This is a genomic window from Christiangramia lutea, assembly GCF_022489035.1.
Taxonomy (GTDB): domain Bacteria; phylum Bacteroidota; class Bacteroidia; order Flavobacteriales; family Flavobacteriaceae; genus Christiangramia; species Christiangramia lutea.
Genome location: NZ_JAKVTV010000002.1, coordinates 570,265 through 595,283, shown reverse-complemented (window position 1 = coordinate 595,283; position 25,019 = coordinate 570,265). Strand labels below are relative to the sequence as shown.

Genomic DNA, 25,019 nt, shown 5'->3' with positions numbered 1-25,019 from the left:
ACTTTACCTGAAGAACTTTTTCAGGAATTCTGCATATCCCATAGAATTAGCGGCTTGTAACTTGAAATCACCCAGCATATTATCAAGTACCGAAAGATCGAATTCTATTTCTTTTTCTCCAAACCACTCCAGGCATAGGGTGTACCAGATTTCATTCATAATTTTAATACGCGTATATTCTACCTGGCAACCGAATTCAGGATAATCATCCAGCTTTACCCTTATGATACTTCCATTCTGATTTTCTTTCAGTTTATAACCAATTCTCTCTTTTCTTACCCCGAGCCAGTTGTACTTTTCACCTTCGATAATCTCCTGGAAAAGCCCATCTTTTTCAGCCGAACTAAAACTCCATTTTATATAATTTTCAAAATTACCCTCGGACATTCTGGTAATGTTTTCAGTCTTAGAACGTGAAATACGTTGTTTGATCTCCACATTACCTTCCCTAAGTTTAATTCCAATATCATCCTGATTTTTCAAAGGAAGATAATAATCGGTTCTGGGAATGGCATTTTCGAAGGTGTGGCCGTTATCCATAAACCATTTTTCCACCGCTTTAAGCTCAGTGGAGTAAAACCATCTAATTTCCCTGCTTTTGAACATTCTTTATGTTTTGGCTTATTTCCCTACTTTAAAATTCTGAAATATTAAATTTACGAAAATCTGATTTTAAGATATCAATTTTGAAATTAGAAGATAAGCCGGTCTATATTATTCAATCCAAAAAAAACATTACTTTTGTTGCAATCCACAAATAGTCTTATGAGCCGGAAAGTACTACTAGACTCTAACGAACTAAATATCATTCTACATCGTTTGGCTTGTCAGTTAGTAGAAAAGCATACAAATTTTAAAGAAACGGTTCTTGTTGGAATCCAACCCCGTGGAATCTACGTAGCCAATAGAATTGAGAAAATTCTTAAAGAAGAATATGGGCTTAATTCCATTAAAATCGGGCAATTGGATATCACTTTTTACCGGGACGATTTCAGAAGAGGAGATAAACCTCTAAAGGCCAACAAAACCAGGATAGATTTTATTGTAGAAGATAAATGTGTGGTTTTCATTGATGATGTTCTATACACCGGACGCAGCATTCGGGCGGCGTTAACCGCGATTCAGTCTTTTGGAAGGCCTAAGGAAATAGAGTTGTTAAGTCTTATAGACAGAAGGTTCAGCAGACATTTACCCGTTCAGCCAGACTATAATGGCAGGCAGGTAGATGCAATAAACGAGGAAAAAGTGAAGGTAAGCTGGAAAGAAAATGATGGTGAGGATGCAGTTTATCTAATTTCAAAATAGATAGGAAATGAGCAGCGAATTAAGTGTAGACCACTTACTAGGTATAAAATATCTAAAACCTGAAGATATAGATCTTATCTTCAAAACAGCCGATCATTTTAAAGAGGTAATTAACCGGCCTATAAAAAAGGTTCCTTCTTTAAGGGATATTACCATTGCCAATCTATTTTTTGAGAACAGTACTCGAACAAGACTTTCTTTTGAGCTGGCTGAAAAGCGTCTAAGTGCAGATGTGATCAACTTTTCTGCAGCATCATCTTCTGTAAAGAAAGGGGAAACCTTAATTGATACAGTTAATAATATACTTTCCATGAAAGTGGATATGGTGGTGATGCGTCATCCAAATCCAGGTGCCGGGATCTTTCTTTCCAAACATGTAAACGCCAGTATTATTAATGCGGGAGACGGGGCTCATGAGCATCCTACCCAGGCCTTACTGGACTCCTATTCAATAAGAGAAAGATTGGGCGATGTTAAGGGTAAAAAAGTAGTGATTGTTGGTGATATTTTGCATAGCAGGGTGGCCTTATCAAATATTTTCGCTCTGAAATTACAGGGCGCGCAGGTAAAAGTTTGCGGACCAAAAACCTTATTACCAAAACATATAGAATCTCTGGGAGTAGAGGTGGAAACCAACCTGAGAGCAGCTTTAGAATGGTGTGATGTGGCAAATATGTTAAGGGTTCAGAATGAACGAATGGATATTAGTTATTTCCCGAGTACCCGGGAATACGTGAAACAATTCGGTCTGAATAAAAAACTACTGGATAGTCTTAATAAAGAAATAGTGATTATGCACCCGGGGCCAATTAATCGCGGAGTGGAAATTACTAGTGATATTGCAGATTCTGAGCATGCCATAATCCTGGACCAGGTTCAAAATGGTGTTGCCGTAAGGATGGCAGTAATTTATCTTCTGGCTTCAAAGATCAAGCAATAATTACTGTATTTATCGGTAGCTGATTTTTTAATTTAAATTGAAATTAGATTTTGAATATGAAAACTTCCAAGAAAGAAAATTTTTTATTGATATTAAACGAAGGTGACCCTATCACTGATTTTGCTTCTGAACTCACCAAACATCATTCAGATTTCAAGGAAGAGAATGTGGTGATAGATCTTAAATCCCAGAATGTAGAATCAGATCAGCTACTGGCATTTCTGGAGCTTTCCAATATCCACAGGAATGAGAATAAAAGTTTTGTACTGGTAAATGATGCTGTTGGAATAGATGAACTTCCAGAGGAACTTATAGTAGTTCCTACACTTCAGGAAGCAGAAGACATGATACAAATGGATGAGATACAGAGAGATCTTGGGTTTTAAAATCTATCTGTTTCCTACTGAATTGAAAATCACCTTCAGATGAAGATCACGATCCTGGGCTGTTATGCGGCTACTCCTAGAAGTTTTACCAATCCAACCTCACAGGTTCTGGAGATCAAGAACAATCATTTTTTAATTGATTGTGGGGAAGGCACACAGGTTCAACTAAGAAGGAACAAGATCAAATTTTCGAAAATAAAGCACATTTTTATTTCGCATCTTCATGGAGATCACTTTTATGGGTTAGTAGGTCTTGTGAGTACCTTCAGGCTTTTAAACCGCGAAAGTGAACTTCACATTTATGGTCCTAAGGGAATAAAGGAGATCATAACTCTTCAATTGAAACTGGCAAACTCCTGGACCAATTTCCCTTTAATTTTTCATGAACTCACCTCGAAAGATCCACAGCTTATCTTTGAGAATTCCAAAGTAAGTGTTACAACAATTCCCTTAAAGCATCGGGTATATACAAATGGTTTTTTGTTCAGGGAGAAAGAAGGGGACAGGAAGTTGCTTATTGATAAGGCAGAAGAGTATAATATAGATTTCGCTTTATTCAAAAGCCTTAAAAAAGGGAAGGATGTAGTATCTGAAGACGGTGAACTAATTCCTAATCATTTGGTGACTGATGATCCTGTACCTCCTAAATCCTATGCATTTTGTAGCGATACGGTTTTTGATCCGGAAATCGTTCCTTTAATAAAGAAGGTCACAGCGCTTTATCATGAATCTACATTTTTAGAAGATCAGGCCGAGCTGGCATTTCCCACCAAACACTCTACAGCGAAACAAGCTGCGAGTATCGCCAGAATGGCGGAAGTTCAAAAACTGATTCTTGGGCATTACTCCACGAGATATGGGAAAATTGAGCTTTTTCGTCAAGAGGCATCTGAAATCTTTCCAAATATTGTTCTTGCCGATGATGGCATGGAAATAGTCGTTGAATAACACCCTCATAGTAAAACGGTTATCACCTAATATCTCGAAAGCTTAGCTGTATTTCGGCCGTAAATTCCTACAAAAAATGTTAAATATTACTAAAAATTTGTAATATTTTTAAGAAGGTATGCATTTAGTCGATTAATAATGTACATTTATCTTCCCTGATTCTAATGTAGGAATTTATGAAGAAAATTACATCAACAGGTTTTACCTTATTATTTTGCGCGGTTTTTCTTACATCTTGTTCGAAGGATAATATTCAGGATGATGTAACTGCGTATGACCAGGTTGTAGCTGAAAGAACTGATTATTCTTACAACACCATTGAGGTAGAGATCCTTGATGAGATCAACCTATACAGAGAGGCAATTGGTTTAAGGGAATTAAAACCTATGGCCAAATTATCTATAGAGTCTGAAGGTCACACTGAATATATGATCGATGAAGGAACTGTAAGTCATGATAATTTTCCTTTAAGGGCTTCAAAATTAATGAATGGAGCTGGTGCTAAAGCTGTAGCCGAGAATGTTGGATATGGTTATCGAACATCAAATGCAGTGGTGAACGCCTGGTTGAAAAGTAAAGGTCACCGGGAAAATATTGAAGGTGGATATACTCACTTTGGTATTTCGGTTAGACAGGATGAAGAAGGAAAGAATTATTTCACGAATATATTTATTAAGAAATAGAAAAGTAAGGTTTGTTTTTCCCCCCAAATCGAGAAAAGGGTTCAGGCTAGAGGCTGGCCCTTTTTTTTTTGAATGTCTTTAAGTTATACTGATTATGGAATGATTTAATCAAGCCTTAAAAAATTTTTTAGTCCAGCTTAGGCAATTCGCTTATATACATTTTTTGATAATCCATATTATTCATTCCACTTTCTCCTAATTGTTCAAACTCTATTCTTTGTATTGATTCTCGATTTACAGGTGACCTGCCTAAGATTCTGTTCAGGGTGATTTCTAACAAAGGTTCATTCTGTTCTCCCAGAACGCCATAATTGCTTAGATTTTCGATATAAACAATATCTGGTTCCAGGCCTGTAAAATAATCTGAACGGTCTTCAACATTAAGTGTTTTAAAAACCAATGGCTGCATTGCATAGGTATGGTTTGGATTGGCTCCTTCTTTATTAAAATCGTCACTATCATATAAAGTTACCGATGCCTGAAATTTTCCAACTGTCCGGTCTCCTACCTGTACAACATTTATGTATGGATCCAATCCATTGATCATAAGCTCACTTGCCGAGGCACTTGACGCTGAGGTTAAAATGTAAACTTCATTTAGATTTAAACTATTGATCTTTTCTCCGGTTCTTAATTCAACATCAAATCGGTTGATCAGGGCTTCAGGATTCTGGGTTTCATATAAATTCTGATATTTCTCATTCCATTCCTCCTTGATAAATACCTTGCCTTCGAACTGACCGGTGATCATACTTGCTAGATCCTTGGCAGATTCTACAGAACCTCCGCCATTATATCTAAGATCAAGTATTAGATCTGTAACGCCTTTAGATTTAAATTCTCCGAAAGCTTTATTCAAATCGTTATCGAAATTGGCAATAAAACTATTATACATCAGGTAAGCGATCTTTTTGCCCCCTGTTTCAATTACCTTTGAAATATAGATCGGGTTTTCAGTATAATTTTCATCATTAAGATTAACTTCCTCATCACTTAAAATAATCTGCCCATTTTCAACGATTCCAACGTTGATGGTAAAACTAGATTTATCGATGAGGGAGGAAAAATTATTTAGCGTAAGTTTCTGCCCATCAATTTCAGTAAAGACATTACCTCTTTGGAGTCCGGCTTCCTCCGCAGAAGTTCCCGGTAAGATGTATCTAATAATCCCGAAAACGTTATTGGTTCCAGAGATCCTGCCAATTCCATATTTTATTCCAGTTGCACCAGTAATACCATCGAATCTGTCTTCAAGGCTGTTATAATCATCTGTTATAAAACTGAAACGGTCTACGGGTGCTAGAAGTTGATCAAAAAGATCTTCAGGTGAGTCAGCTTCCTTCAGGAAAGCCACTTTTTCTGTCTGGTTTTGAAAATAATTGTCCTCTAACTCCGGAACATCATCTTTATAAAGATAAAATTCGTTAAGTCCGTTATAAACAAAATCTTCAATTTCTATTTCCGGATCGTCGGTTATTTCAGAATTGGTTTCCGGATTATCCGTGAAGGTTTCCTCTTCTTCACAAGAGGCGAGTCCTGCAACGATGATTCCCAGGTATAATATATTTCTCAATTTCATCAATCTCTTTTATTGGCAAGTTATGGAACTGCCTGATTTCTTGCAATTTTTAACCTAAAGGAGCATCAATTATGCCAATTTAGAATACAGGCTTTTCTTTAAATAAAATTTAAACTGAAATTGGGATTTTATTGAAATCGAAAAAGGTTCAGGCTAGAGGCTGAACCTTTTTCTCTTCAATCGACTATTTGTTGGGGTCGATTTAATATTTCGTGAAAAGAGATCAAATTATTAGGTATAATCACTTCAATTCATTGAATTTCAATGATGGGGGATGTACACCATAATTCAACCTCTTTCCGTCAGGTTAGTTAGCCTGTTATTCCATTTTTACGACCTGAAACATTGATCTTCTATTAAGCTGGTGGTCCTGCTCGCTGCAACGATCACAGTCGATAGCAGGTTTTGTTTCGCCGTATCCCTTAAATTCAACGATCCTTTCCGGAGCAATACCATTTTCAACCATGTAGTCTCTGGTAGCCTGGGCTCTTCTTACTGCTAGTTTTTCGTTATAAGCATTACTTCCACGACGATCTGTATGCGAACTTATCTCGATTACCAGTTCAGGATATTCATTTTTCATAAGTGCGATGAGTTTATATAATTCATCGGCAGCATCTGGTCTTATATCTGATTTGTCGAAATCGAAATATATATTTTCAATTTCAGCAAGATATTCTACATCCTTCACCGGGTTCAACTGAATATCGTAAATGATCTCGTCCTTATCATCAGTATTCATGGTAGTTACCTGTCCTTCAAAGGCCTCATATTCTATCTCTTTAGCTTCAACCGGAAAGTTTTTGTCACGGTCTATTCCAGTCTGGTAGTTACCTTCAGAATCGGTTTCAAGGAAAGCAATTTGTTCGCCTTTCTCATCCATAAGCCTTACCGTTGCAGCTGGAATTGGTTTTCCATTCACGGCGTCGGTCACCTGACCTTTCAGGATTAGTGGATTCAGTTTGTTGAAAACATAGATATTATCGCTCCTGCCACCGCGGTTAGTTGAAATAAAACCTTCTTTAGAATCAGTGACCTGAAAATAGGCGAAATCATCCATGCTGGAGTTTACAGGTTCACCCAGGTTTTCCACACTTCCATCTTCATGTTTGAAAATGTCGAAAAGGCCTAAACCTGCATGACCATTGGAAGAGAAGTATAAAGTACCGTTAGAATCCATGAATGGGAAACTTTCATCAAATTCGGTATTTACGGGTTCACCAAGATTTTCAGGTGTACCTAAATTACCATTTTCGTCAATCGCAACTTTATAAATATCGGTTCCTCCAATTCCTCCCTTCATGTCTGAGGTGAAGTAAAGGGTTTTTCCATTTGGAGATAGGGAGGGGTGGCCCACTGAATATTCGTTGCTGTTAAAGGCTAATTCTTTTACCTCAGTCCATCCTTTATCTGTGTTTGTCGCAGAATAGAGTTTAAGATGGTTTACCTTGTCCTTATCTCGTTTTCCTTCCTTTTTACCCAGGTAATTATTTCTTGTAAAATAAATAGTGTTACCATCTGGGCTTATAACTGCCGGGCCATCATGTAGCTTGGTATTAATGTCTCCTTTAATTGGATTTACCGTCCCAGATGCCATATCCATCACATAGATGTCTAGAAATGGTTCTCCATTCCAGCTATAGGTTTTTTCTTTTACATTTTCATCCTGTGCTCTGGCTGAGACGAAGTATAGCTTGTCATCTTTTACAAAAACACCAAAATCGCTTACTTCGGTATTGAATTCAGAAGCCTGTAATTTATAGGTGGCCTTGGTTTTATATTCATTCTTCTCTAACATAGCTTGGATCTCCTCAGAGCCTCTGCCGCTCTCCAGATATTTTCTAAGCCACTGTCGTGATTCATCATACCTTTTTGTGCCTCGAAGTGCCTGGGCATATTTGTAATAATACTCTGGAGACACTGTTGTATCTTCAATAATATCACCATAATAATGTACCGCATTTTCCGGGCTTCTTAGCATCATATAGGTGTCACCTAGTTTTTTGGAATTATAGGTGACATTATATTCTTTTTCTATAAGCTCTTTATAAAGTTCTGTGGCTTCCAGGTAGGCAAAATCATCGTAAAGCCTGTCTGCCTTTTTCTGTTTTCCGCTTTGAGCATTAACGCCTATTGTGCAGAAGATTAGTACTAGGAATAGAGAGTAAAAGTTTTTCATAATCAACAGGTCTTAAGGTTAAAAGAAACGGGGTGATTTATACCTGGTATTTTTAAATCGAAGTTCGTAAATAAGAAGTACCTCGTGTGATCCTGAGGTGTAAGGACTTATATCTGATATTGGATATTCGTAAGCGTACCCTGCACGGAATCCATCGAACAACTGAACATCAAGAAATCCTCCTATAGCATCATCTATACGGTAGTTTGCACCAAGATAGAATTTCTCATTAAAGATGGTAGTCGCTGAAATATCTACAGATAGTGGTGCTCCCTTGGTTGCTTTAAAAAGAGTAGTAGGTCTTAATTTCACGTTATCGCTAAGGTCGAAAACGTATCCACCTGTTAGATAGTAATGAACTTGTTCAAGAGCCAGATACTCATTAAACTCATTATTATCATTATTGATTAGTTTAGGAGCAGAACCTCCAATATACCAGTTTTGGGACGACAAATAAAAACCTAGTCCGAAGTTTGGCGTCCACCGGTTAAACTGATCCTGAAAAAATGGGTCATTCATCACATCCGGCTCTGTGAACAGTTCATCATCAAGATTATAATAGCTCATACCTGCTTTCAAACCCAGTCGAAGAGTCACCTCACTACTAAGGTCAAGGCGGTAAGAGAAATCGCCATAGGCATAGGTGTAATTCTCATAACCGGCATTATCGTTAATGATCGAAAGGCCTAATCCTACCTTATCATTGCTCAATGGTGAATGTAGAGATAGGGTTTGAGTAGTAGGCGCCCCTTCCAGGTCTGCCCACTGGCTACGGTGTAATCCCACCGTAGAGAATCCGTCCCTGCTCCCTGCATAGGCAGGGTTTATGGAGATGGTATTATACATATATTGAGTAAATTGAGGGAGCTGTTGCGAAAAGCCTGAGGCAGTCACAAACAAGATCACTATGATTAAAGCTATTTTTTTCATGGTTTCCCTTTTTTATTTAGTTCCTAAGTAGATATATCCCTGTATAGGTCTGAACTCGCTATTTCTTATCTCTAGAATATAGTAGTAAGTACCTGATGGGAGTTGGTTCGAATTGGTGAATGAGCTTTCTGAATATCCATCCCAGTTATTCTGATAGTTTTGGGCCGAGAATACTTCTGACCCCCACCTGTTAAAAATCTTCAGATTATAGGTGAAGCCACATTCAGTATCCAGGTCAACTTCAAAGAAGTCATTGCGGTTATCTCCATTTGGGGTAACAGCTTTGGAGATGCTGTCTTTTAAATCTTCCAGATCACAATCCAGAACGATACAATCCACAATTTCTATAGTAATTATTGTAGAGGAAGGACAAGTTCCTTCAACCAAATATTCAAAGTTGTAGAATCCTGGTTCTATTATAGAAGGATCAATAAATCCATTATCAAGTCCTCCTGAATTATCTGTATCTATCCAGCTTCCATTTTCCTCAAATTCACCTAGGAAAACATTGTTTAGATCATAAATACCGCTATCATTACAAACTTCTAGATTATCTTCCGTTTCGACCTGTTCAGCAACAGGATCTTCAATAATTATACTGGTTACTCCTGAAATCTGTCCGAATTCATCTCTTGCGGTTACCTGGTAAGTACCAGGATCCAGATTCTCGAACACCCCGCTTTCCTGATAGTTTTCTCCATCTACACTATAGGTCAAGCCTTCCCGAGTGTCTACTGTTATAGTTCCAGTCGGGTTAGCACATGTCGCTTCTGCACTTACAGATCCTGTTGGTGCTGAAGGCGGTTCTGGGTTATCCTGATTTATGGTAACCGTAAATGAACATTCAGTGGTATTACCTGATGCATCTGTTACCGAATAGCTTACCGTGGTGGTTTCACCTACAGGGAATTCTTCTCCCGAAGCGAATCCAGCTGAAAGCTCCACTTTTGATACTCCGCAGTTATCTGAAGTTATGATCTCGTCGTAGTTCACGATCATAGATTCTTTTCCAAATTCTGCGTTCATCGTGATATCTGATGGACAGTCGATCGAAGGCGATTCAGTATCGATTACAATTACATCAAAACTTGAGGTTACAGAATTACCTGAATTATCTGTAGCCGTATAGGTTACAGTTGTAGTACCAACCGGGAACTCAGATCCTGGTTGAAGTCCTTCTGTAAGTTCAATCACATCAAGTTCACAATTGTCTTCAGCATCGGGAGCATCAAAGCTAACTACCGCACCACAAACTCCCGGATCGTTATTCATGGTTATATCGTTCATGTCAGCTATAGTAGGGGCCTGGTCATCTGAAATTTTCACATCAAATGAACACTCTACAAAGTTTCCTTCATCATCTGTTGCTCTATAGGTTACCGTAGTTGTTCCTATCGGGAAAGTTTCCCCTGGAGCAGGTCCTGAAACAAGAGTGATGTTTACATTTCCAGAATTATCTGAAGCTGTTGGTAATTGATAGTCTACAACTGCACTACAGCTGTCTGAATCCATATTTTGGTCAATATCAACTGGACAGTTGATGGTTGGTGCTTCGGAATCACTTACCGTAACTGTAAAGCTGCAGGTACTGGTATTTCCAGCATCATCTGTAGCTTCAAATATTACTGTAGTAGTTCCAAGTGGGAATTGAGATCCTGAAGCAGGTCCTTCTGTTTGAGCTAAAGTCGCATCGCAATTATCGCTTAGCATAGGCTCATCGAAAATCACCATCGCATAATCTGCATTTTCAGCAGCGCTCACAGAAACGTCATCAATACAAGTTAGAGTAGGAGCTTCAGCATCAATTACAGTTACAGTAAAGCTTGAAGAAACAGAGTTTCCAGCATTATCTGTAGCAGTGTACGTAACTTCGGTAGTCCCTACAGGGAATTCAGCTCCCGAATCCAGACCGGCTGTTAATGTAACGCTATCGATCTCGCAGTTATCTGAAGCCATTGGAGCATCAAAACTAACTACCGCACCACAAACCCCCGGATCGTTATTCATGGTTATATCGTTCATGTCAGCTATAGTAGGGGCCTGGTCATCTGAAATAGTCACATCGAATGAACACTCTACAAAGTTTCCTTCATCATCTGTAGCTCTATAGGTTACCGTAGTTGTTCCTATCGGGAAACTTTCCCCTGGAGCAGGTCCTGAAACAAGAGTGATGTTTACATTTCCAGAATTATCTGAAGCTGTTGGTAATTGATAGTCTACAACTGCAATACAGCTGTCTGAATCCATATTTTGGTCAATATCAACTGGACAGTTGATGGTTGGTGCTTCGGAATCACTTACCGTAACTGTAAAGCTGCAGGTACTGGTATTTCCAGCATCGTCTGTAGCTTCAAATGTTACCGTAGTAGTTCCAAGTGGGAATTGAGATCCTGAAGCAGGTCCTTCTGTTTGAGCTAAAGTCGCATCGCAATTATCGCTTAGCATAGGCTCATCGAAAATCACCATCGCATAATCTGCATTTTCAGCAGCGCTCACAGAAACGTCATCAATACAAGTTAGAGTAGGAGCTTCAGCATCAATTACAGTTACAGTAAAGCTTGAAGAAAAAGAGTTTCCAGCATTATCTGTAGCAGTGTACGTAACTTCGGTAGTCCCAACTGGGAATTCAGCTCCCGAATCCAGACCGGCTGTTAATGTAACGCTATCGATCTCGCAGTTATCTGAAGCCATTGGAGCATCAAAACTAACTACCGCACCACAAACTCCCGGATCGTTATTCATGGTTATATCGTTCATGTCAGCTATAGTAGGGGCCTGGTCATCTGAAATTGTCACATCGAATGAACACTCTACAAAGTTTCCTTCATCATCTGTAGCTCTATAGGTTACCGTAGTTGTTCCTAATGGGAAACTTTCACCAGATGCTGGTCCTGAAACCAGGCTTAGATTTACAACTCCTGAATTATCAGAAGCAGTTGGTAAAGTATAGTTTACTACAGCGTCACAACTTCCTGTGTCTACGCTCTGATTAATATCTGTAGGACAGTTAATTGTTGGTGCTTCGGAATCATTTACAGTAATTGAAAAACTACAGGTAGACGTGTTGCCCGCATTATCTATAGCTTCAAAGGTAATAGTGGTTGTGCCTAATGGGAACTGAGAGCCCGAAACTGGTCCTTCAGTTTGTGTTAAGGTTGCTCCGCAATTATCGCTGAGGCTCGGATCTGCAAAATTAACTACTGCATAGTCTACATTCTCAGCCGCGCTTACTGCAAGGTCGCCAATACAGGAAAGGGTAGGAGCTTCAGCATCTACCACTGTAACATTGAAGCTTGAAGTGGCTGAATTTCCGGCATTATCGATTGCGGTATAAGTTACCAGGGTTGTTCCTATCGGGAATTGTGATCCAGGGCCAAAGCCTTCAGTAACACTTAAACTTGCCAGGCTGCAGTTATCACTTGCTGCCGGTGGAAAAAAGTTTACGATAGCTCCACAAACATCTGGATCGTTATCTACTGTTATATCATCCATGTCTGCAATTTCCGGATCCTGATCATCCAGAACCGTAACAGTAAAGCTGCAGCTCACAGAGTTTCCATTTTCGTCGGTTGCTGTAAAACTTACCGTAGTATGACCAATAGGGAATACTTCTCCGGACGCCGGTCCGGCGGTTTGAGTAAGTGTTACGATTCCTGAATTATCGGAATAAACCGGATCATCAAAAGTTACAAGAGCATCACAACTATCTGTATCTACAGATTGAGAGATATTATCCGGACATTTGATTTCAGGATCTTCATTGTCTGAAACTACAATATCGAAACTACACTGAGTAGTATTACCTGAAGCATCTGTTGCTTCATAGGTTATAGTAGTAGTTCCTATTGGGAATTGAGACCCAGAGTCTAGACCTTCAATTTTTGCTACTGTTACATCGCAATTATCGGTAGCAGCTGCATCGCTGAAAGTAACTACAGCGAAGCTTTCTCCATCAGTCGTATCTACATTAATATCTGAAGGACAGGATATTTCTGGCATTTCATTATCTGAAACCATTACATCAAAGGACATTTCAAATGAATTTCCTGCGACGTCGGTAGCAGTATAAGTTACGGTTGATGTTCCGATTGGGAATTCAGATCCAGAAGCTAATCCATCAGTTAGAATTAGACTTTCTACTGAGCAATTATCTGAAGCTACCGGAGTGGAATAATTCACAATTGCACCACAAGTTCCAGAATCACTGTCTACCATAATAGGTTCTGCCTGAACTATACCTGGAGCCTCATTGTCTATAACGATCACATCAAAACTTGTAGAAGTGGTATTGTTAGAATCGTCAGTAGCGGTAAAGGTAACTGTGGTTGTTCCTACAGGGAACTCTGAACCTGAGTCTAATCCCGCTGTACGTTCTATACTAACCAGAGTACAATTGTCATCACCACCTGGCCCAGCAAAACTTACAATTGCTCCACAAATCCCCTCGTCATTATTAACGGTGATATCGTTCATATCATCGATTGTAGGATCCTGGTCATCTCCAATTACCACATCGAAAGAACATTCAACAAAGTTTCCTTCATTATCTGTAGCTCTATAAGTTACCGTGGTAGTTCCTTTTGGAAAAGCTGAACCTGGAGCCAAACCTGATTCAAGGGTAACTGTTACGTCACCGGAATTATCTGTAGCGGTTGGAATACTATAATTTACAATCGAAGTACAAAGATCCCCATCAACATTCTGGCTTATGTCTGAAGGACAATCGATGGTAGGAGCTTGAGCATCATTTACGGTTACATCGAAACTACATTCTACCATATTTCCGGCTTCATCCTGAGCCTGGAAAGTCACCGTAGTGGTTCCAAGAGGAAAGTTTGAGCCTGAAGCAGGACCTGCCGTCTGGGTTAAATCAGCACCACAGTTATCATCAAAGATCGGGTCATCAAAAGTTACTACGGCAAAATCTTCATTTTCTGAAGCGTTTACCGAGAGGTCTCCTCTACAGGTAATCATTGGATTTTCAACATCTACGATAGTTACTGTGAACTCTGTTGTAGCAATGTTGCCATTTACGTCGGTAACCGTATATTCCACAGTGGTTTCACCAACAGGGAACCTTGAGCCGGAAGTAAAACCTTTGGTTATTTCAAGGCTTTCAATTCCACAATTATCATCAACAACAGGTGGATTGAAGTTTATAAAAGCTCCGCAGATTCCATTATCATTATTCTCAATGATATCTGGCATATCTGCAATTTCAGGTGCCTGGTCATCTTCTATAGTTACGTTGAAACTACAACTAGCCTGGTTGCCTGCCGCATCTGTAACTCTAAAGCTCACGGTAGTAGTTCCCACCGGAAATTCTTCTCCAGAAGCAGGGCCCGCAGTTTGAGAGATATTGACGTCGCCTGAATTGTCGCTAAAGGTTGGTGTAGTAAAAGTTACTATGGCGTCACAGCTAGCGATATCGTTAGTTTGAACTATATTATCAGGACAATCAATTTCCGGTGCTTCGTTGTCACTTACAACAATATCAAAACTACACTCAGCTGTATTTCCTGAAGCATCTGTAGCCTCAAAGGTAATCGTAGTGGTTCCTATTGGGAATTGAGATCCTGAATCTGGACCTGAGATCTTCTGTACTGTAACTGAACAGTTATCTGTAGCTGTCGCATTATTGTAATTAACCACAGCATATTCCTCTCCATCCTCAGTATTTATGTTGATCGTATTCGGACAGCTGATAACAGGATCCTGGTCATCACTAACAATAACATCAAAGGTCATGGTGGATGAATTTCCATAAATGTCTATGGCTGTAAAACTTACGGGAGTGGTGCCAATTGGGAATTCAGAACCTGAGCTTAGACCTTGGGTTTGAGTTAGACTTGAAATTCCGCAATTATCATTAACCGTTGGAGCGTCGAAAGTTACAATTGCCCCGCAGGCATCGGTATCGTTACTACTTATTATATTGGAATATTGAGTGATTACCGGATCTTCATTATCGATCACTTCAACTTCAAAACTCGTTGAAACGGTATTTCCAGCTCCATCTGTAGCTCTGAAAGTAACCGTAGTGGTTCCTACCTGGAATACAGATCCTGAGGAAGGCCCAGCTGTACGTTCAATAGTTAGAGAAGGACAATTATCATCTGCAGCAGGTGTAGAGAACATTACTACGGCCCCACAAATTCCAGGATCATTATTTACTGTAATCTTATCTTTTGAATCTATTGTTGGAAGCTGATCGTCCAGAACTGTTACAGTAAAAGTACATTCCACGAAATTATTATCCTCGTCTGTAGCTCTATAGGTAATTGGAGTAACCCCAACCGGGAATGTGGAACCTGAAGCAGGTCCGGAGATCCTAGACATGGTTACATTTCCAGAGTTATCGTCAGCGGTTGGTAGTTCATAAGTTACCACTGCGCTACAATTGTCTACATCTACTCCCTGGGTTATACTGGCAGGACAGTTTATGGTAGGATTCTCTGAATCGTTAACAGTAACTGTAAAACTACAGGTAGCTTTATTTCCTGAAGCATCCTCAGCTTCATAGGTAATCGTTGTAACGCCTTTAGGGAAATTAGATCCTGAAGCAGGTCCTGCGATCCTGGTAATAGATACATCGCAGTTATCACTAAAAGATGGTTCGTTATAATTAACTACTGCAAAATTCTCTCCGTCGGCGGTATTTTCAGTAATTCCACCTGGACAGGTGATCACAGGTAATTGAGTATCGGTAATTTTTACAGTTTGGACAACTGGTGTAGCTGAGTTTCCATTCACGTCATCTACATTCCATGTAATGGTAGTTGTTCCTACTGGAAATAGTTCGTTAAGGGCTGCTCCGTCATCTCTTGTACCAGTAACAGCACCAATTGAGCAATTATCTGTTGCTGTTGGAGCCACGATGTTAAGGAGCGCTCCGCAAGAATTAGCATGAGCATTTTCGTTTATTGCTGAAACTGAAGCTATAACCGGGATTTCATTATCGGTTACAGTTACAGTTAAAGAATTTGAAATCGAATTACTGGAAGCATCAGAAACTGTGTATTGAATAGTTGTTTCTCCAACGTTAAAAGTATATGATCCTATTTGCCCGTTTCCATTCGCAGTAACTGCTCCGTTCATCGTCCAGGAAAGGGTCGCACCAGAACAGTTGTCACTGAAGCTTACATCTGGAATATTGATATTTGCAGAACATGATCCTGAATCTGAATTTTCAGATATATTTCCGGAAATCGAAAGTGTTGGATTTGTGGTATCGTCAGTAGCTGTAATCGTAACTGGAGTAACTTCAGAATCACAATCTGGATTGCTGGCAGTCAAACTATAATTACCCGCAGTTAAATTTGAATAAACTCCCGAATTATGAGAATATGAGTTATTAAATTCGTCGGTTAGGGTATAAGTTAATCCAGATACGGTTTGGAAATTAATGGCTCCATTATCCAGACCACAGGTAGTATTGGTAGTTGAATTTACAACTGGCGCTGCCGGAGTTGGATTTATGGTCAGGGTTATAGCTGTTCTACCGTTACTTGGACAAGTACCTGAAACTCTTTCTGCGTAATAAGTGGCAGTTCCAACGCTATTAATGGTTGGAGAGGCGACTGCATTTCCTCCACTTGCTGCATCATACCAAACAAGGTCTGAAGAATTTGCGAAGGCATCATTTGCATCTAAGGTCTGAATCGATTCAGCAGCGCACTCTACTATTGGATTAGTGGTAGGTGTGGGTGCCGCAGGGGTGTCACCAATGGTGATATTGAAGCTACAGGTCTTTCTTTTAATAGTTCCATCTGGTGCTGTATAAGTAGCAACATATTGCAGGTCATGAGATCCAACGGGATAAAACCCGGTAGTAGGGCCGGTTACAGTAAAATCTACACCTGCTGCGCAATTATCGTTTTCATTCAGGATACCGTCTACCGCGATCACGGTATCACCAGTATTGGCATTGGAAGGTTTTCCACCGATATAGTTAAATACATATTTCAACCTGTAAATTCCGGTTTCGTCATTCAGGTTATTCGTGTTGAATGTATAGGTGTCCTGAGAAGCAGTAACCTGAATAGGTCCGCCACTAGGAATCTCAACGTCATTTTCATCAATAAGAATAAGACTAACGAAATAGGTGCCGTTATCATATTTAACCTGAATAGAAGTTTCAGCGTTATCATCAAGTATCAAATAAGGAGTAGTGATCGTAGATTCTTTTGTGCCTGCAGCATCATTACTACTAAATAATTTTACGTATCCTCCATCTGTACCTACACGTTGAACGTAGTTAAAATCCCAACAGTCTCTACCTAGTAAAGTTTCGTTCAATTCAAAAAGCATCTGGAAATTTCCAGTACTTCCATCACCTACACAGGTTTGCGAGATAAGTGGCCTTTCCCAGTTTATATAAGCTCCGGAAACCCCATCTTCTATAGCATCTGCACAAACACTTTGATCTACAGGACAGCTATCGAAAGTGATACAATCATCACCTTCTATTACACTTGCTTCCTGACCTTTGGAATTGAAAGAGGTAAGCAGAAGACCTAAAAAACATACAAATGAGAGTATGTTTCTGGAGGTAATATCATACAATAAGCCACCTTTTCTTTTATAGGTAACCGGCTTATGATGAAACATTTCAGAATTAGTAGTTTTCCAAATCATATCAGTTATGTTTAGATATAACAAATTTTTTATCTCCCTTCCGGGTAATATCATTTCAATAAATTTGACCTTCAGAGAAAGTCAGCTTAGTCTGATTTGGGGAACTCAGTAAATAATCAAAGGGTAAAACACCGGGTAATCTTGAGGAATTACCAATAGAAGTAATGTGGGGGTGACTCTATTTGGTGTTATTCTGAGGTAAAATTAGAATTTACAATTGGCTAATTAATAGGATATTGGAATTATTAGATATAACGTGATTTATTCTCGTTTAAAGACATAAAAATTTGGAACCCAAACTCTAAACGGATGTTAAATTACCTACAAATTTGTAGGAATTTTGTAGGAATTTTAGATTTCTGCCTAGGGAAATCCCCTATAAATAGTCAAGAAATAAATTGTAGAAGTAATTAAAAGCGATGAAATTGTTTTAACCAAGTTTTACAAGAATTCCTTAGCTTATTGGAAGTTAATTCTTTAGGTGGAAACCCTAATATACTGTCTAATTATATTAGTAATTATCAGGAATTCAAACCAAGAACGGAATTAGGTTAAAAACATTTCAACCTTGTATATTATTCTCGTAAATTGCATGAAACTATCCGTCAACAATGCAAAAAGACCTTAAGGATTACAGAAAATCTTATGAGAAAGGGGAATTACTGGAGAATGAAATTCCCAATGATCCAATGGAATTATTTCAATCCTGGTTCCATCTTGCCGATGAAGCAGCAAGCGTGGAGGAGGCCAATGCGATGAGTATTTCTACGGTTGGTAACGACCTGGCACCCAAATCAAGAATAGTTCTTCTTAAAAGCTACAGCAGAGAAGGGTTTACCTTTTTTACTAATTATGATTCTCAGAAGGGTAAGGATTTGGATGAAAATCCGAAATGTTGTATCTCTTTTTTCTGGCCATCCCTGGAAAAGCAAATTATAATTCAGGGGGAAGCTACAAAATTACCTGAGACAGACTCCATAGAATATTTTCAATCCCGTCCCCGCGGAAGCCAGCTAGGAGCTAATGCATCAGATCAAAGCTCTGTGATTCCTTCCCGTAATTATCTTGAAAAGCGTTTAGCTGAAATGGAGAAGAAGTACAAAGATGGTGAAGTTCCTAAGCCAGATCACTGGGGAGGCTACCTGATAAAACCAATAAGTTTTGAATTCTGGCAGGGACGAAAAAGCAGATTACACGACAGAATACAATTTTCCAGAAAAGAAGAAAACTGGAAAATAGAAAGACTAGCACCTTAATTTATGAAAAGATTAATCTTAGTTAGACACGGAAAATCATCCTGGGACAATGATCTACCAGATCATAAAAGACCATTAAAGAAAAGAGCTTATAATGATGCCGAGGTAGTTTTAAATGCTCTTGATCATTTTTACGAGGGAGGCGCACAATTTTGGAGTAGCTATGCCGTTAGAGCAAACGAAACTGCCAGGTTATTCAAGGAAAGGCTCAAGGTAGCAGATCAGGATTTTGAGGTAAAGGAAGAGCTTTATACTTTTAATCAGAATGAATTACTTTCCATCATCCAGTCATATTCTGGGGATAAAGACCAGCTTGTTGTATTCGGGCATAATCCAGCCATGACCATATTGGTGAATTCATTAGGAGATAAGAAAATGGACAATCTACCAACTACAGGTTTATGCGTTATAGATTTTGATGTAGATTCCTGGCAAGATATCCGTAAAGGCAAAACAATTCTAACCCTATTGCCAAAAAATCTCCGATAAAGCCTATGGCCGAAAAACGTTATATAAACAGAGAATTGAGCTGGCTGTCTTTTAATGCCAGGGTTTTACAAGAGGCTGCAGATGAAACCGTTCCTTTAATAGAAAGACTTAGATTTTTAGGGATTTTTTCCAATAACCTGGATGAATTTTTCAAAGTCCGTTATGCTACCGTGAAGAGAATTGATCTAGCGGGAAAAGCGGGAAGAAAAGTTCTTGGCGGGATAAAGGCAAATAAGTTACTGGAAGAGATCACTAAAATCGTGATCGATCAGCAGTCTGAAAGTTTGAAAATTCTCGATGATATTCAAACCAAGCTGAAAGTTCAAAACATTCATATCATTGATGAGAATCAGGTAACTCAGAATCAGAAAGAGTTCATTAAGAATTTTTTCCTAAGCAAGGTAAGTCCTGCGCTGGTTACCATTATTCTGAACGACCTACCTGAAATGCCTTCACTTAAGGATAGCGCAGCCTATCTTGCAGTGAAAATGGTAATGGCTGAAGAAAAGAAACCTTCTCAGGGAATTAAAAAGATCATGAATCGTGAAGAAAAGGAGAAGAGATTCGTTCTTATTGAAATTCCCAGGAATATTGAACGCTTTGTGATCCTTCCGGAAGAAAATGGAAGGCAATATATCATTCTGCTCGATGACCTTATTCGATATAACCTCAGTACAATTTTCAATATTTTTAAATACGAAAGTCTTTCAGCACATATGATTAAGATCACCCGTGATGCTGAGCTGGACCTGGACAGTGACCTTAGTAAGAGTTTTATTGAAAAGATTTCAGATAGCGTTAAAGATAGAATTAAAGGAGACCCGGTGAGATTTGTTTACGATAAAAATATCGATAGCGATACCCTTACCTATTTAATGAATAAAATGGGAATTGATTCTACAGATAGTATCATTCCCGGTGGTCGTTACCATAATAGAAGGGATTATATGGATTTTCCAAGTCTTGGAAAGGAAGAACTTCAGTATGAAGTAAGGGAACCTTTACCAATTCCTGGACTTATACTTCAAACAAGTGTATTGAAAGGTATAGCGAATAAGGATTATCTTCTATATACCCCTTATCAAAGCTTTGCTTATGTGGTGAAGTTTTTGAGGGAAGCTGCACTGGATCCAAAAGTTAAGACCATAAAAATTACAATTTACAGGCTGGCAAAGATCTCACATATCGCCAGTTCATTGATCAATGCTGTAAAGAATGGTAAAAAAGTTACCGTACAAATTGAACTAAGAGCGAGATTCGATGAGGTGGCGAATATCAGGTATGCAGAACAGATGCAGGAAGAAGGTGTGAACCTAATTTTTGGGGTACCCGGCCTTAAAGTGCATTGTAAAACCTGTGTGATCGAAAGGGAAGAGGAAGGAAAGCTCAAAAGATATGGGTTTATAAGTACTGGTAACTTTAATGAAAACACCTCTAGGGTCTATACAGATTATACACTCTTTACTGCAGATCCTGAAATTCTAAAGGAAGTGAATATGGTATTCGACTTCTTTGAAACTAATTATAAGGTAAATAAATACAAGCATCTTATTGTTTCTCCTCATTATACCAGGAATGTAATTTATAATCTTATTCAGAATGAAATAGATAATGCTAAGAATGGTAAACCTTCAGGTATACGTTTAAAATTAAACAGCCTTTCAGATTACGGTATAATTGAAAAACTTTATACGGCTAGCAAAGCAGGGGTGAAGATCAAATTACTGGTGAGAGGAATCTGTTGTCTGGTGCCAGGAGTGCAGGGATTGAGTGAAAATATTGAAGCTATTAGTATCGTGGATAAATTTCTGGAACATCCCCGTGTTTTCATTTTTGAAAATAATGAGAACACCAAAGTTTATATTTCATCTGCAGATTTCATGACCCGAAACCTTGATCAGCGCGTAGAGATTTCCTGTCCTATATATGATGAAGATATTAAACAGGAGCTAATTGAAACTTTCGATATAAGCTGGAATGATAATGTGAAGGCGAGGAACCATTGTCGTGGGATGGAAAATCCTTACCGGGAAAGCAAAGGGCCTAAAATTAGATCTCAGTTCGCCTTGTATGATTACTATTTAAGAAAAACAGATATTCAGGAATAATGATAAAGCAAAGAACATTTGCCGCAATAGATATAGGTTCGAATGCCGTTAGACTTTTAATATCTACCATAACCGAAAAGGAGGGTATGGAAACCAATTTCAGAAAAACTTCCCTGGTAAGGGTTCCCATCAGGCTTGGTGCCGACGTGTTCCTGAAACAGAAAGTTTCTGAAAAGAACAGGGCCAGAGTCATAGATACCATGCATGCCTTTAGTCTATTGATGAAATCTCATGGAGTAGAAAAATATAAAGCTTACGCTACCTCTGCCATGAGGGAGGCAACCAACGCTGTAGAAATTGCCAGAACGGTTTGGGAAAACAGCGGGATAGAGATTGAAGTTATTGACGGTAGCCACGAGGCTGCGATTATCGCTGCTACAGATCTTCACGCTTTAATACAAAATGATTGTAATTATTTGTATGTGGATGTTGGTGGTGGTAGTACAGAATATACCATGTACAGCAATGGTAAAACAGTTGCTTCAAGGTCTTTTAAGGTTGGTACAGTTAGGATGATGGAAGATCTAGTTGAGCATAGGACCTGGGAAGAAATGCAGCAGTGGGTAAAAGAAACCACTAAAGATTTTGAGGATATCGATCTAATTGGTTCCGGAGGGAATATCAATAACATATTCAAGACTAGCGGTAAGAAAGAGGGAAAACCTTTAAGTTTGAAATACTTAAAAGATTACGATGAAAAGCTGAATTCGTACACCTATGAGGAAAGGATCACAGATCTGGACCTGAAAAATGATAGGGCAGATGTGATTATCCCTGCTTCCAAGATCTATGTGAATTCAATGAAATGGGCAAAAGCACACTGGATACATGTTCCCAAAATTGGTCTTGCCGATGGGATCATCAAGTCACTTTACAACGAATCTAAGAGAAAGAAAAAGGTTTAACCGTGAATGCTTTCCTTGTTGCCCAGATCTTTCATGATCTCGGCTTCATAATCCAATAGTTCCTGCCATTTCTGGTCTACAACTTTCCTGTCTTCACCAAATTTCCTGGCAAATTTCAGGAACATCGTATAGTGGTTAGCTTCGCTTACCATTAGATCTCTGTAAAATTTAGCAAGTTCCTGGTCTTCGAGTTGCTCAGATAATAATCTAAACCTCTCGCAGCTTCTTGCCTCGATCAATCCGGCGATGAGCAATCTGTGTACGAGCTGAGTTGCCCTGCTACCTCCTTTAGGGAAGAACTCTCTTAATTTTATAACGTATTCGTCCTTTCGATCCCACCCCATTTTAAAACCTCTTTCCAGAAGTTTTTCATGTACCATTTTAAAATGCCCCATCTCTTCGCGAGCTAAAGCTGTCATCGCCGTAACCAGCTCTGAATATTCAGGATAGGTAACGATAAGTGAAATAGCTGTAGATGCGGCTTTCTGTTCGCAATAGGCGTGATCTATCAGAATTTCTTCAATATTCTTTTCGGCGATATCGGCCCATCTTGGATCTGTGGGTAATTTTAGTCCTAACATAATTATACGTCTAGATCAAAAGTTGCTCTTAATTTATCCAGTAATGGATTTGCTTCCTTAAGCTTTTCATATTTCTCCTGTGGAGTAAAAGCATATTTCCTGGAAGTAGCTTCATTCACATTAATCTTTAATGTGATATGTGTATTTCTAAGTTTAGCCTTTAAATAAGACATGAGCCTGTTTTCCTCTCTTTCAAGATCGATCTTCATGGTCTCATTTGGAAAAGTAAGGATGATCTCTTTGTTCTCCAGGCTAGGAGTTTGAGATTCGAAAATAGAAGCGAGGATCTTTTCACCTTTCTTTTTCAGTCGTTCGGTGTAATTCTTCCATTCGGTTACAAGTTCTTCCTCGGTGAACTTTTCGTCCATTACCTTTTCAGTCGGCATCATGGCCTTCTGCTTTTCAGCAAGCTCTTTCTTTTTACCAATACTTTTTAAAGAAAGGCCTGAAACTTTTTCACGTTTGATCTCCGGAAGTCTGTTCTTTTGAGGTTCAGGTTCATTTTCTGAAACCTGTCCAACCTGTTCATCAGACTTTATCTCAATTTCCTCTTTTTCCTGTGCAATAGTTTCAATCGGGTCCTTTTCAGTTTCTGCTTTTTCATCTGAATTTTCTGAAGGGAAAAAACTATTTCCTGCAGGCTCTGACTCTGGTTTTGTTTCAACTTTTTCTGGAGCCTTTTCCGAAACGATATTTTCAATAACCGGTTCAGGCTTCTCAACTTGCTCAGAAACAATATTCGCAGGGCTTTCTTCAGAATAATAAGGTTTCTCTTCTTCCTTTGCACAGGATTCTGTAACGACCTTTTCTTCAGGGAGATTGCTTTCTTCGGCAGGAGAGGAGGTATCATGTTCATTTTCCTGAACAAGTTCCTTTTTCTCTTTTGAAATACTAACCGCTTCCTGTTCAAAATTAGAAGCCGGAATTATTTTTTGATCAACCTTTTTTTTTTGAGAATCGAAGGTGACTGAAGCCAGTTGCATTAAGCACAACTCAACTAAAAGTCGTTGATTGTGACTGGTCTTATATTTCAGGTCACATGAGTTGGCAAGTTCAATTGCCTCCAGTAAGAACTGATAGGAAGTTTTTTGAGACTGTTCAAAATATTTGGCCTTGGTATGATCTCCAACTTCCAGGAGATTAATTGTCTTTTGGTCTTTGCAGACCATAAGATCTCGGAAGTGGGAAGCCAGTCCGGCAATAAAATGATGCCCATCAAATCCGCTGGATAAAATATCATTAAAACTTACCAGCAATTGAGGGATATTGTTATCCAGGATAAGATCTGTAACCTGCATATAAGTATCATAATCCAGTACATTCAGGTTTTCTGTTACCGCCTGCCTGGTTAGATCATTTCCGCTGAAACTTACCACCCGGTCATAGATAGATAGTGCATCTCTCATCGCACCATCGGCTTTCTGAGCAATAATATGCAAGGCATCGTCTTCTGCATTTACTCCTTCCTGCTGAGCTATATATCCTAGATAATTTTTAGCATCGGTAACGGTAATCCTTTTAAAATCAAAGATCTGACAACGGGAAAGAATGGTAGGTATTATCTTATGTTTCTCAGTGGTAGCCAGAATAAAGATTGCATGTTTTGGGGGCTCCTCAAGGGTTTTCAGAAAAGCGTTAAAAGCACTCTGGGATAACATGTGAACCTCATCGATGATATACACCTTGTAATTTCCTACCTGTGGAGGAATTCTTACCTGGTCTATCAGATTTCTAATGTCGTCTACCGAGTTGTTTGAAGCAGCATCAAGCTCGAAAATATTGAATGCAAAATCTTCGTCCGGATCCTGAGCTTCTTCCTGATTTATCATTTTAGCAAGAATACGTGCACAGGTGGTTTTTCCAACACCACGCGGACCTGTAAACAACAATGCCTGAGCCAGGTGATTGTTGTTTATGGCATTAGCCAGGGTATTGGTTATAGCCTGCTGGCCAACTACATCTTTAAAAGTTTGCGGCCTGTATTTTCTTGCCGATACTACGAAATGCTCCATCAAAAAGAATTGAACTACAAATATAAAAATCACAGTCCTAAAGTCCAGTTTGTACGGGCTTATTTATGAACAAATACCGGA

Annotated in this window: 16 protein-coding genes; 9 read left to right on the top strand and 7 right to left on the bottom strand. The window is 39.0% G+C overall.

Annotated features, from left to right (window positions below; translation table 11 throughout):
• Positions 1 to 3: 3 nt before the first annotated feature.
• Complete coding sequence (locus ML462_RS09040) at positions 4 to 606, bottom strand: hypothetical protein (RefSeq protein WP_240713481.1); 603 nt, start codon at positions 604 to 606, stop codon at positions 4 to 6.
• 159 nt (positions 607 to 765) lie between these two features.
• Between ML462_RS09040 and pyrR the strand changes: the two genes are divergently transcribed.
• From pyrR to ML462_RS09015, 5 genes are all read left to right on the top strand, one after another.
• Positions 766 to 1,305 (top strand): bifunctional pyr operon transcriptional regulator/uracil phosphoribosyltransferase PyrR, encoded by a 540-nt coding sequence (gene pyrR, locus ML462_RS09035; protein WP_240713480.1) that lies wholly within the window; start codon positions 766 to 768, stop codon positions 1,303 to 1,305.
• A 7-nt stretch (positions 1,306 to 1,312) separates the two neighbouring features.
• Positions 1,313 to 2,245, top strand: coding sequence for an aspartate carbamoyltransferase catalytic subunit (locus tag ML462_RS09030; protein WP_240713479.1), 933 nt, complete (start codon positions 1,313 to 1,315; stop codon positions 2,243 to 2,245).
• Positions 2,246 to 2,301: 56 nt separating this feature from the next.
• The gene (locus ML462_RS09025) at positions 2,302 to 2,631 is read left to right on the top strand and encodes a ribonuclease Z (protein ID WP_240713478.1); all 330 of its coding nucleotides are present in this window, start codon (positions 2,302 to 2,304) and stop codon (positions 2,629 to 2,631) included.
• 39 nt (positions 2,632 to 2,670) lie between these two features.
• Positions 2,671 to 3,579 (top strand): ribonuclease Z, encoded by a 909-nt coding sequence (locus ML462_RS09020; RefSeq protein WP_240713477.1) that lies wholly within the window; start codon positions 2,671 to 2,673, stop codon positions 3,577 to 3,579.
• Between the two features lie 176 nt (positions 3,580 to 3,755).
• Positions 3,756 to 4,262 (top strand): CAP domain-containing protein, encoded by a 507-nt coding sequence (locus tag ML462_RS09015; protein ID WP_240713476.1) that lies wholly within the window; start codon positions 3,756 to 3,758, stop codon positions 4,260 to 4,262.
• 127 nt (positions 4,263 to 4,389) lie between these two features.
• On the opposite strand, the gene ML462_RS09010 is transcribed toward ML462_RS09015, so the two are convergent.
• The 4 genes from ML462_RS09010 to ML462_RS08995 form a co-directional block, all read right to left on the bottom strand.
• Positions 4,390 to 5,841: a S41 family peptidase gene (locus tag ML462_RS09010; protein ID WP_240713475.1), complete on the bottom strand. Its 1,452-nt coding sequence runs from the start codon at positions 5,839 to 5,841 to the stop codon at positions 4,390 to 4,392.
• Between the two features lie 319 nt (positions 5,842 to 6,160).
• Positions 6,161 to 8,020, bottom strand: coding sequence for an OmpA family protein (locus ML462_RS09005; RefSeq protein ID WP_240713474.1), 1,860 nt, complete (start codon positions 8,018 to 8,020; stop codon positions 6,161 to 6,163).
• Between the two features lie 18 nt (positions 8,021 to 8,038).
• Complete coding sequence (locus ML462_RS09000; protein WP_240713473.1) at positions 8,039 to 8,950, bottom strand: PorP/SprF family type IX secretion system membrane protein; 912 nt, start codon at positions 8,948 to 8,950, stop codon at positions 8,039 to 8,041.
• A gap of 12 nt (positions 8,951 to 8,962) precedes the next feature.
• Complete coding sequence (locus ML462_RS08995) at positions 8,963 to 17,587, bottom strand: HYR domain-containing protein (RefSeq protein WP_240713472.1); 8,625 nt, start codon at positions 17,585 to 17,587, stop codon at positions 8,963 to 8,965.
• 611 nt (positions 17,588 to 18,198) lie between these two features.
• Between ML462_RS08995 and pdxH the strand changes: the two genes are divergently transcribed.
• Genes pdxH through ML462_RS08975 form a run of 4 tightly spaced genes read left to right on the top strand, consistent with a single transcriptional unit; the run spans position 18,199 to position 22,345 of the window.
• Complete coding sequence (pdxH, locus tag ML462_RS08990) at positions 18,199 to 18,843, top strand: pyridoxamine 5'-phosphate oxidase (protein ID WP_240713471.1); 645 nt, start codon at positions 18,199 to 18,201, stop codon at positions 18,841 to 18,843.
• Between the two features lie 3 nt (positions 18,844 to 18,846).
• Positions 18,847 to 19,332, top strand: coding sequence for a SixA phosphatase family protein (locus tag ML462_RS08985; protein WP_240713470.1), 486 nt, complete (start codon positions 18,847 to 18,849; stop codon positions 19,330 to 19,332).
• 5 nt (positions 19,333 to 19,337) lie between these two features.
• Positions 19,338 to 21,440 (top strand): polyphosphate kinase 1, encoded by a 2,103-nt coding sequence (gene ppk1 / locus ML462_RS08980; protein ID WP_240713469.1) that lies wholly within the window; start codon positions 19,338 to 19,340, stop codon positions 21,438 to 21,440.
• Positions 21,440 to 22,345, top strand: coding sequence for a Ppx/GppA phosphatase family protein (locus tag ML462_RS08975; protein ID WP_240713468.1), 906 nt, complete (start codon positions 21,440 to 21,442; stop codon positions 22,343 to 22,345). The genes ppk1 and ML462_RS08975 overlap by 1 nt, the downstream gene beginning before the upstream one ends.
• On the opposite strand, the gene ML462_RS08970 is transcribed toward ML462_RS08975, so the two are convergent.
• A complete protein-coding gene (locus ML462_RS08970; RefSeq protein WP_240713467.1) occupies positions 22,342 to 22,926 on the bottom strand; it encodes a MiaE family protein in 585 nt (194 codons plus the stop codon). The genes ML462_RS08975 and ML462_RS08970 overlap by 4 nt on opposite strands.
• A 2-nt stretch (positions 22,927 to 22,928) precedes the next feature.
• Complete coding sequence (locus ML462_RS08965; RefSeq protein WP_240713466.1) at positions 22,929 to 24,938, bottom strand: DNA polymerase III subunit gamma/tau; 2,010 nt, start codon at positions 24,936 to 24,938, stop codon at positions 22,929 to 22,931.
• Positions 24,939 to 25,019: the final 81 nt, after the last annotated feature.

Bases quoted from the DNA above. Each gene is read 5' to 3' on its own strand.
- ML462_RS08995 (WP_240713472.1), bottom strand. From the start codon at position 17,587: ATGATTTGGAAAACTACTAATTCTGAAATGTTTCATCATAAGCCGGTT.
- ML462_RS09010 (WP_240713475.1), bottom strand. From the start codon at position 5,841: ATGAAATTGAGAAATATATTATACCTGGGAATCATCGTTGCAGGACTC.
- ML462_RS08985 (WP_240713470.1), top strand. From the start codon at position 18,847: ATGAAAAGATTAATCTTAGTTAGACACGGAAAATCATCCTGGGACAAT.
- ML462_RS08970 (WP_240713467.1), bottom strand. From the start codon at position 22,926: ATGTTAGGACTAAAATTACCCACAGATCCAAGATGGGCCGATATCGCC.
- ML462_RS08965 (WP_240713466.1), bottom strand. From the start codon at position 24,938: ATGGAGCATTTCGTAGTATCGGCAAGAAAATACAGGCCGCAAACTTTT.
- pdxH (WP_240713471.1), top strand. From the start codon at position 18,199: ATGCAAAAAGACCTTAAGGATTACAGAAAATCTTATGAGAAAGGGGAA.
- ML462_RS09030 (WP_240713479.1), top strand. From the start codon at position 1,313: ATGAGCAGCGAATTAAGTGTAGACCACTTACTAGGTATAAAATATCTA.
- ML462_RS09020 (WP_240713477.1), top strand. From the start codon at position 2,671: ATGAAGATCACGATCCTGGGCTGTTATGCGGCTACTCCTAGAAGTTTT.
- ppk1 (WP_240713469.1), top strand. From the start codon at position 19,338: ATGGCCGAAAAACGTTATATAAACAGAGAATTGAGCTGGCTGTCTTTT.
- pyrR (WP_240713480.1), top strand. From the start codon at position 766: ATGAGCCGGAAAGTACTACTAGACTCTAACGAACTAAATATCATTCTA.
- ML462_RS09015 (WP_240713476.1), top strand. From the start codon at position 3,756: ATGAAGAAAATTACATCAACAGGTTTTACCTTATTATTTTGCGCGGTT.
- ML462_RS09000 (WP_240713473.1), bottom strand. From the start codon at position 8,950: ATGAAAAAAATAGCTTTAATCATAGTGATCTTGTTTGTGACTGCCTCA.
- ML462_RS09025 (WP_240713478.1), top strand. From the start codon at position 2,302: ATGAAAACTTCCAAGAAAGAAAATTTTTTATTGATATTAAACGAAGGT.
- ML462_RS09040 (WP_240713481.1), bottom strand. From the start codon at position 606: ATGTTCAAAAGCAGGGAAATTAGATGGTTTTACTCCACTGAGCTTAAA.
- ML462_RS09005 (WP_240713474.1), bottom strand. From the start codon at position 8,020: ATGAAAAACTTTTACTCTCTATTCCTAGTACTAATCTTCTGCACAATA.
- ML462_RS08975 (WP_240713468.1), top strand. From the start codon at position 21,440: ATGATAAAGCAAAGAACATTTGCCGCAATAGATATAGGTTCGAATGCC.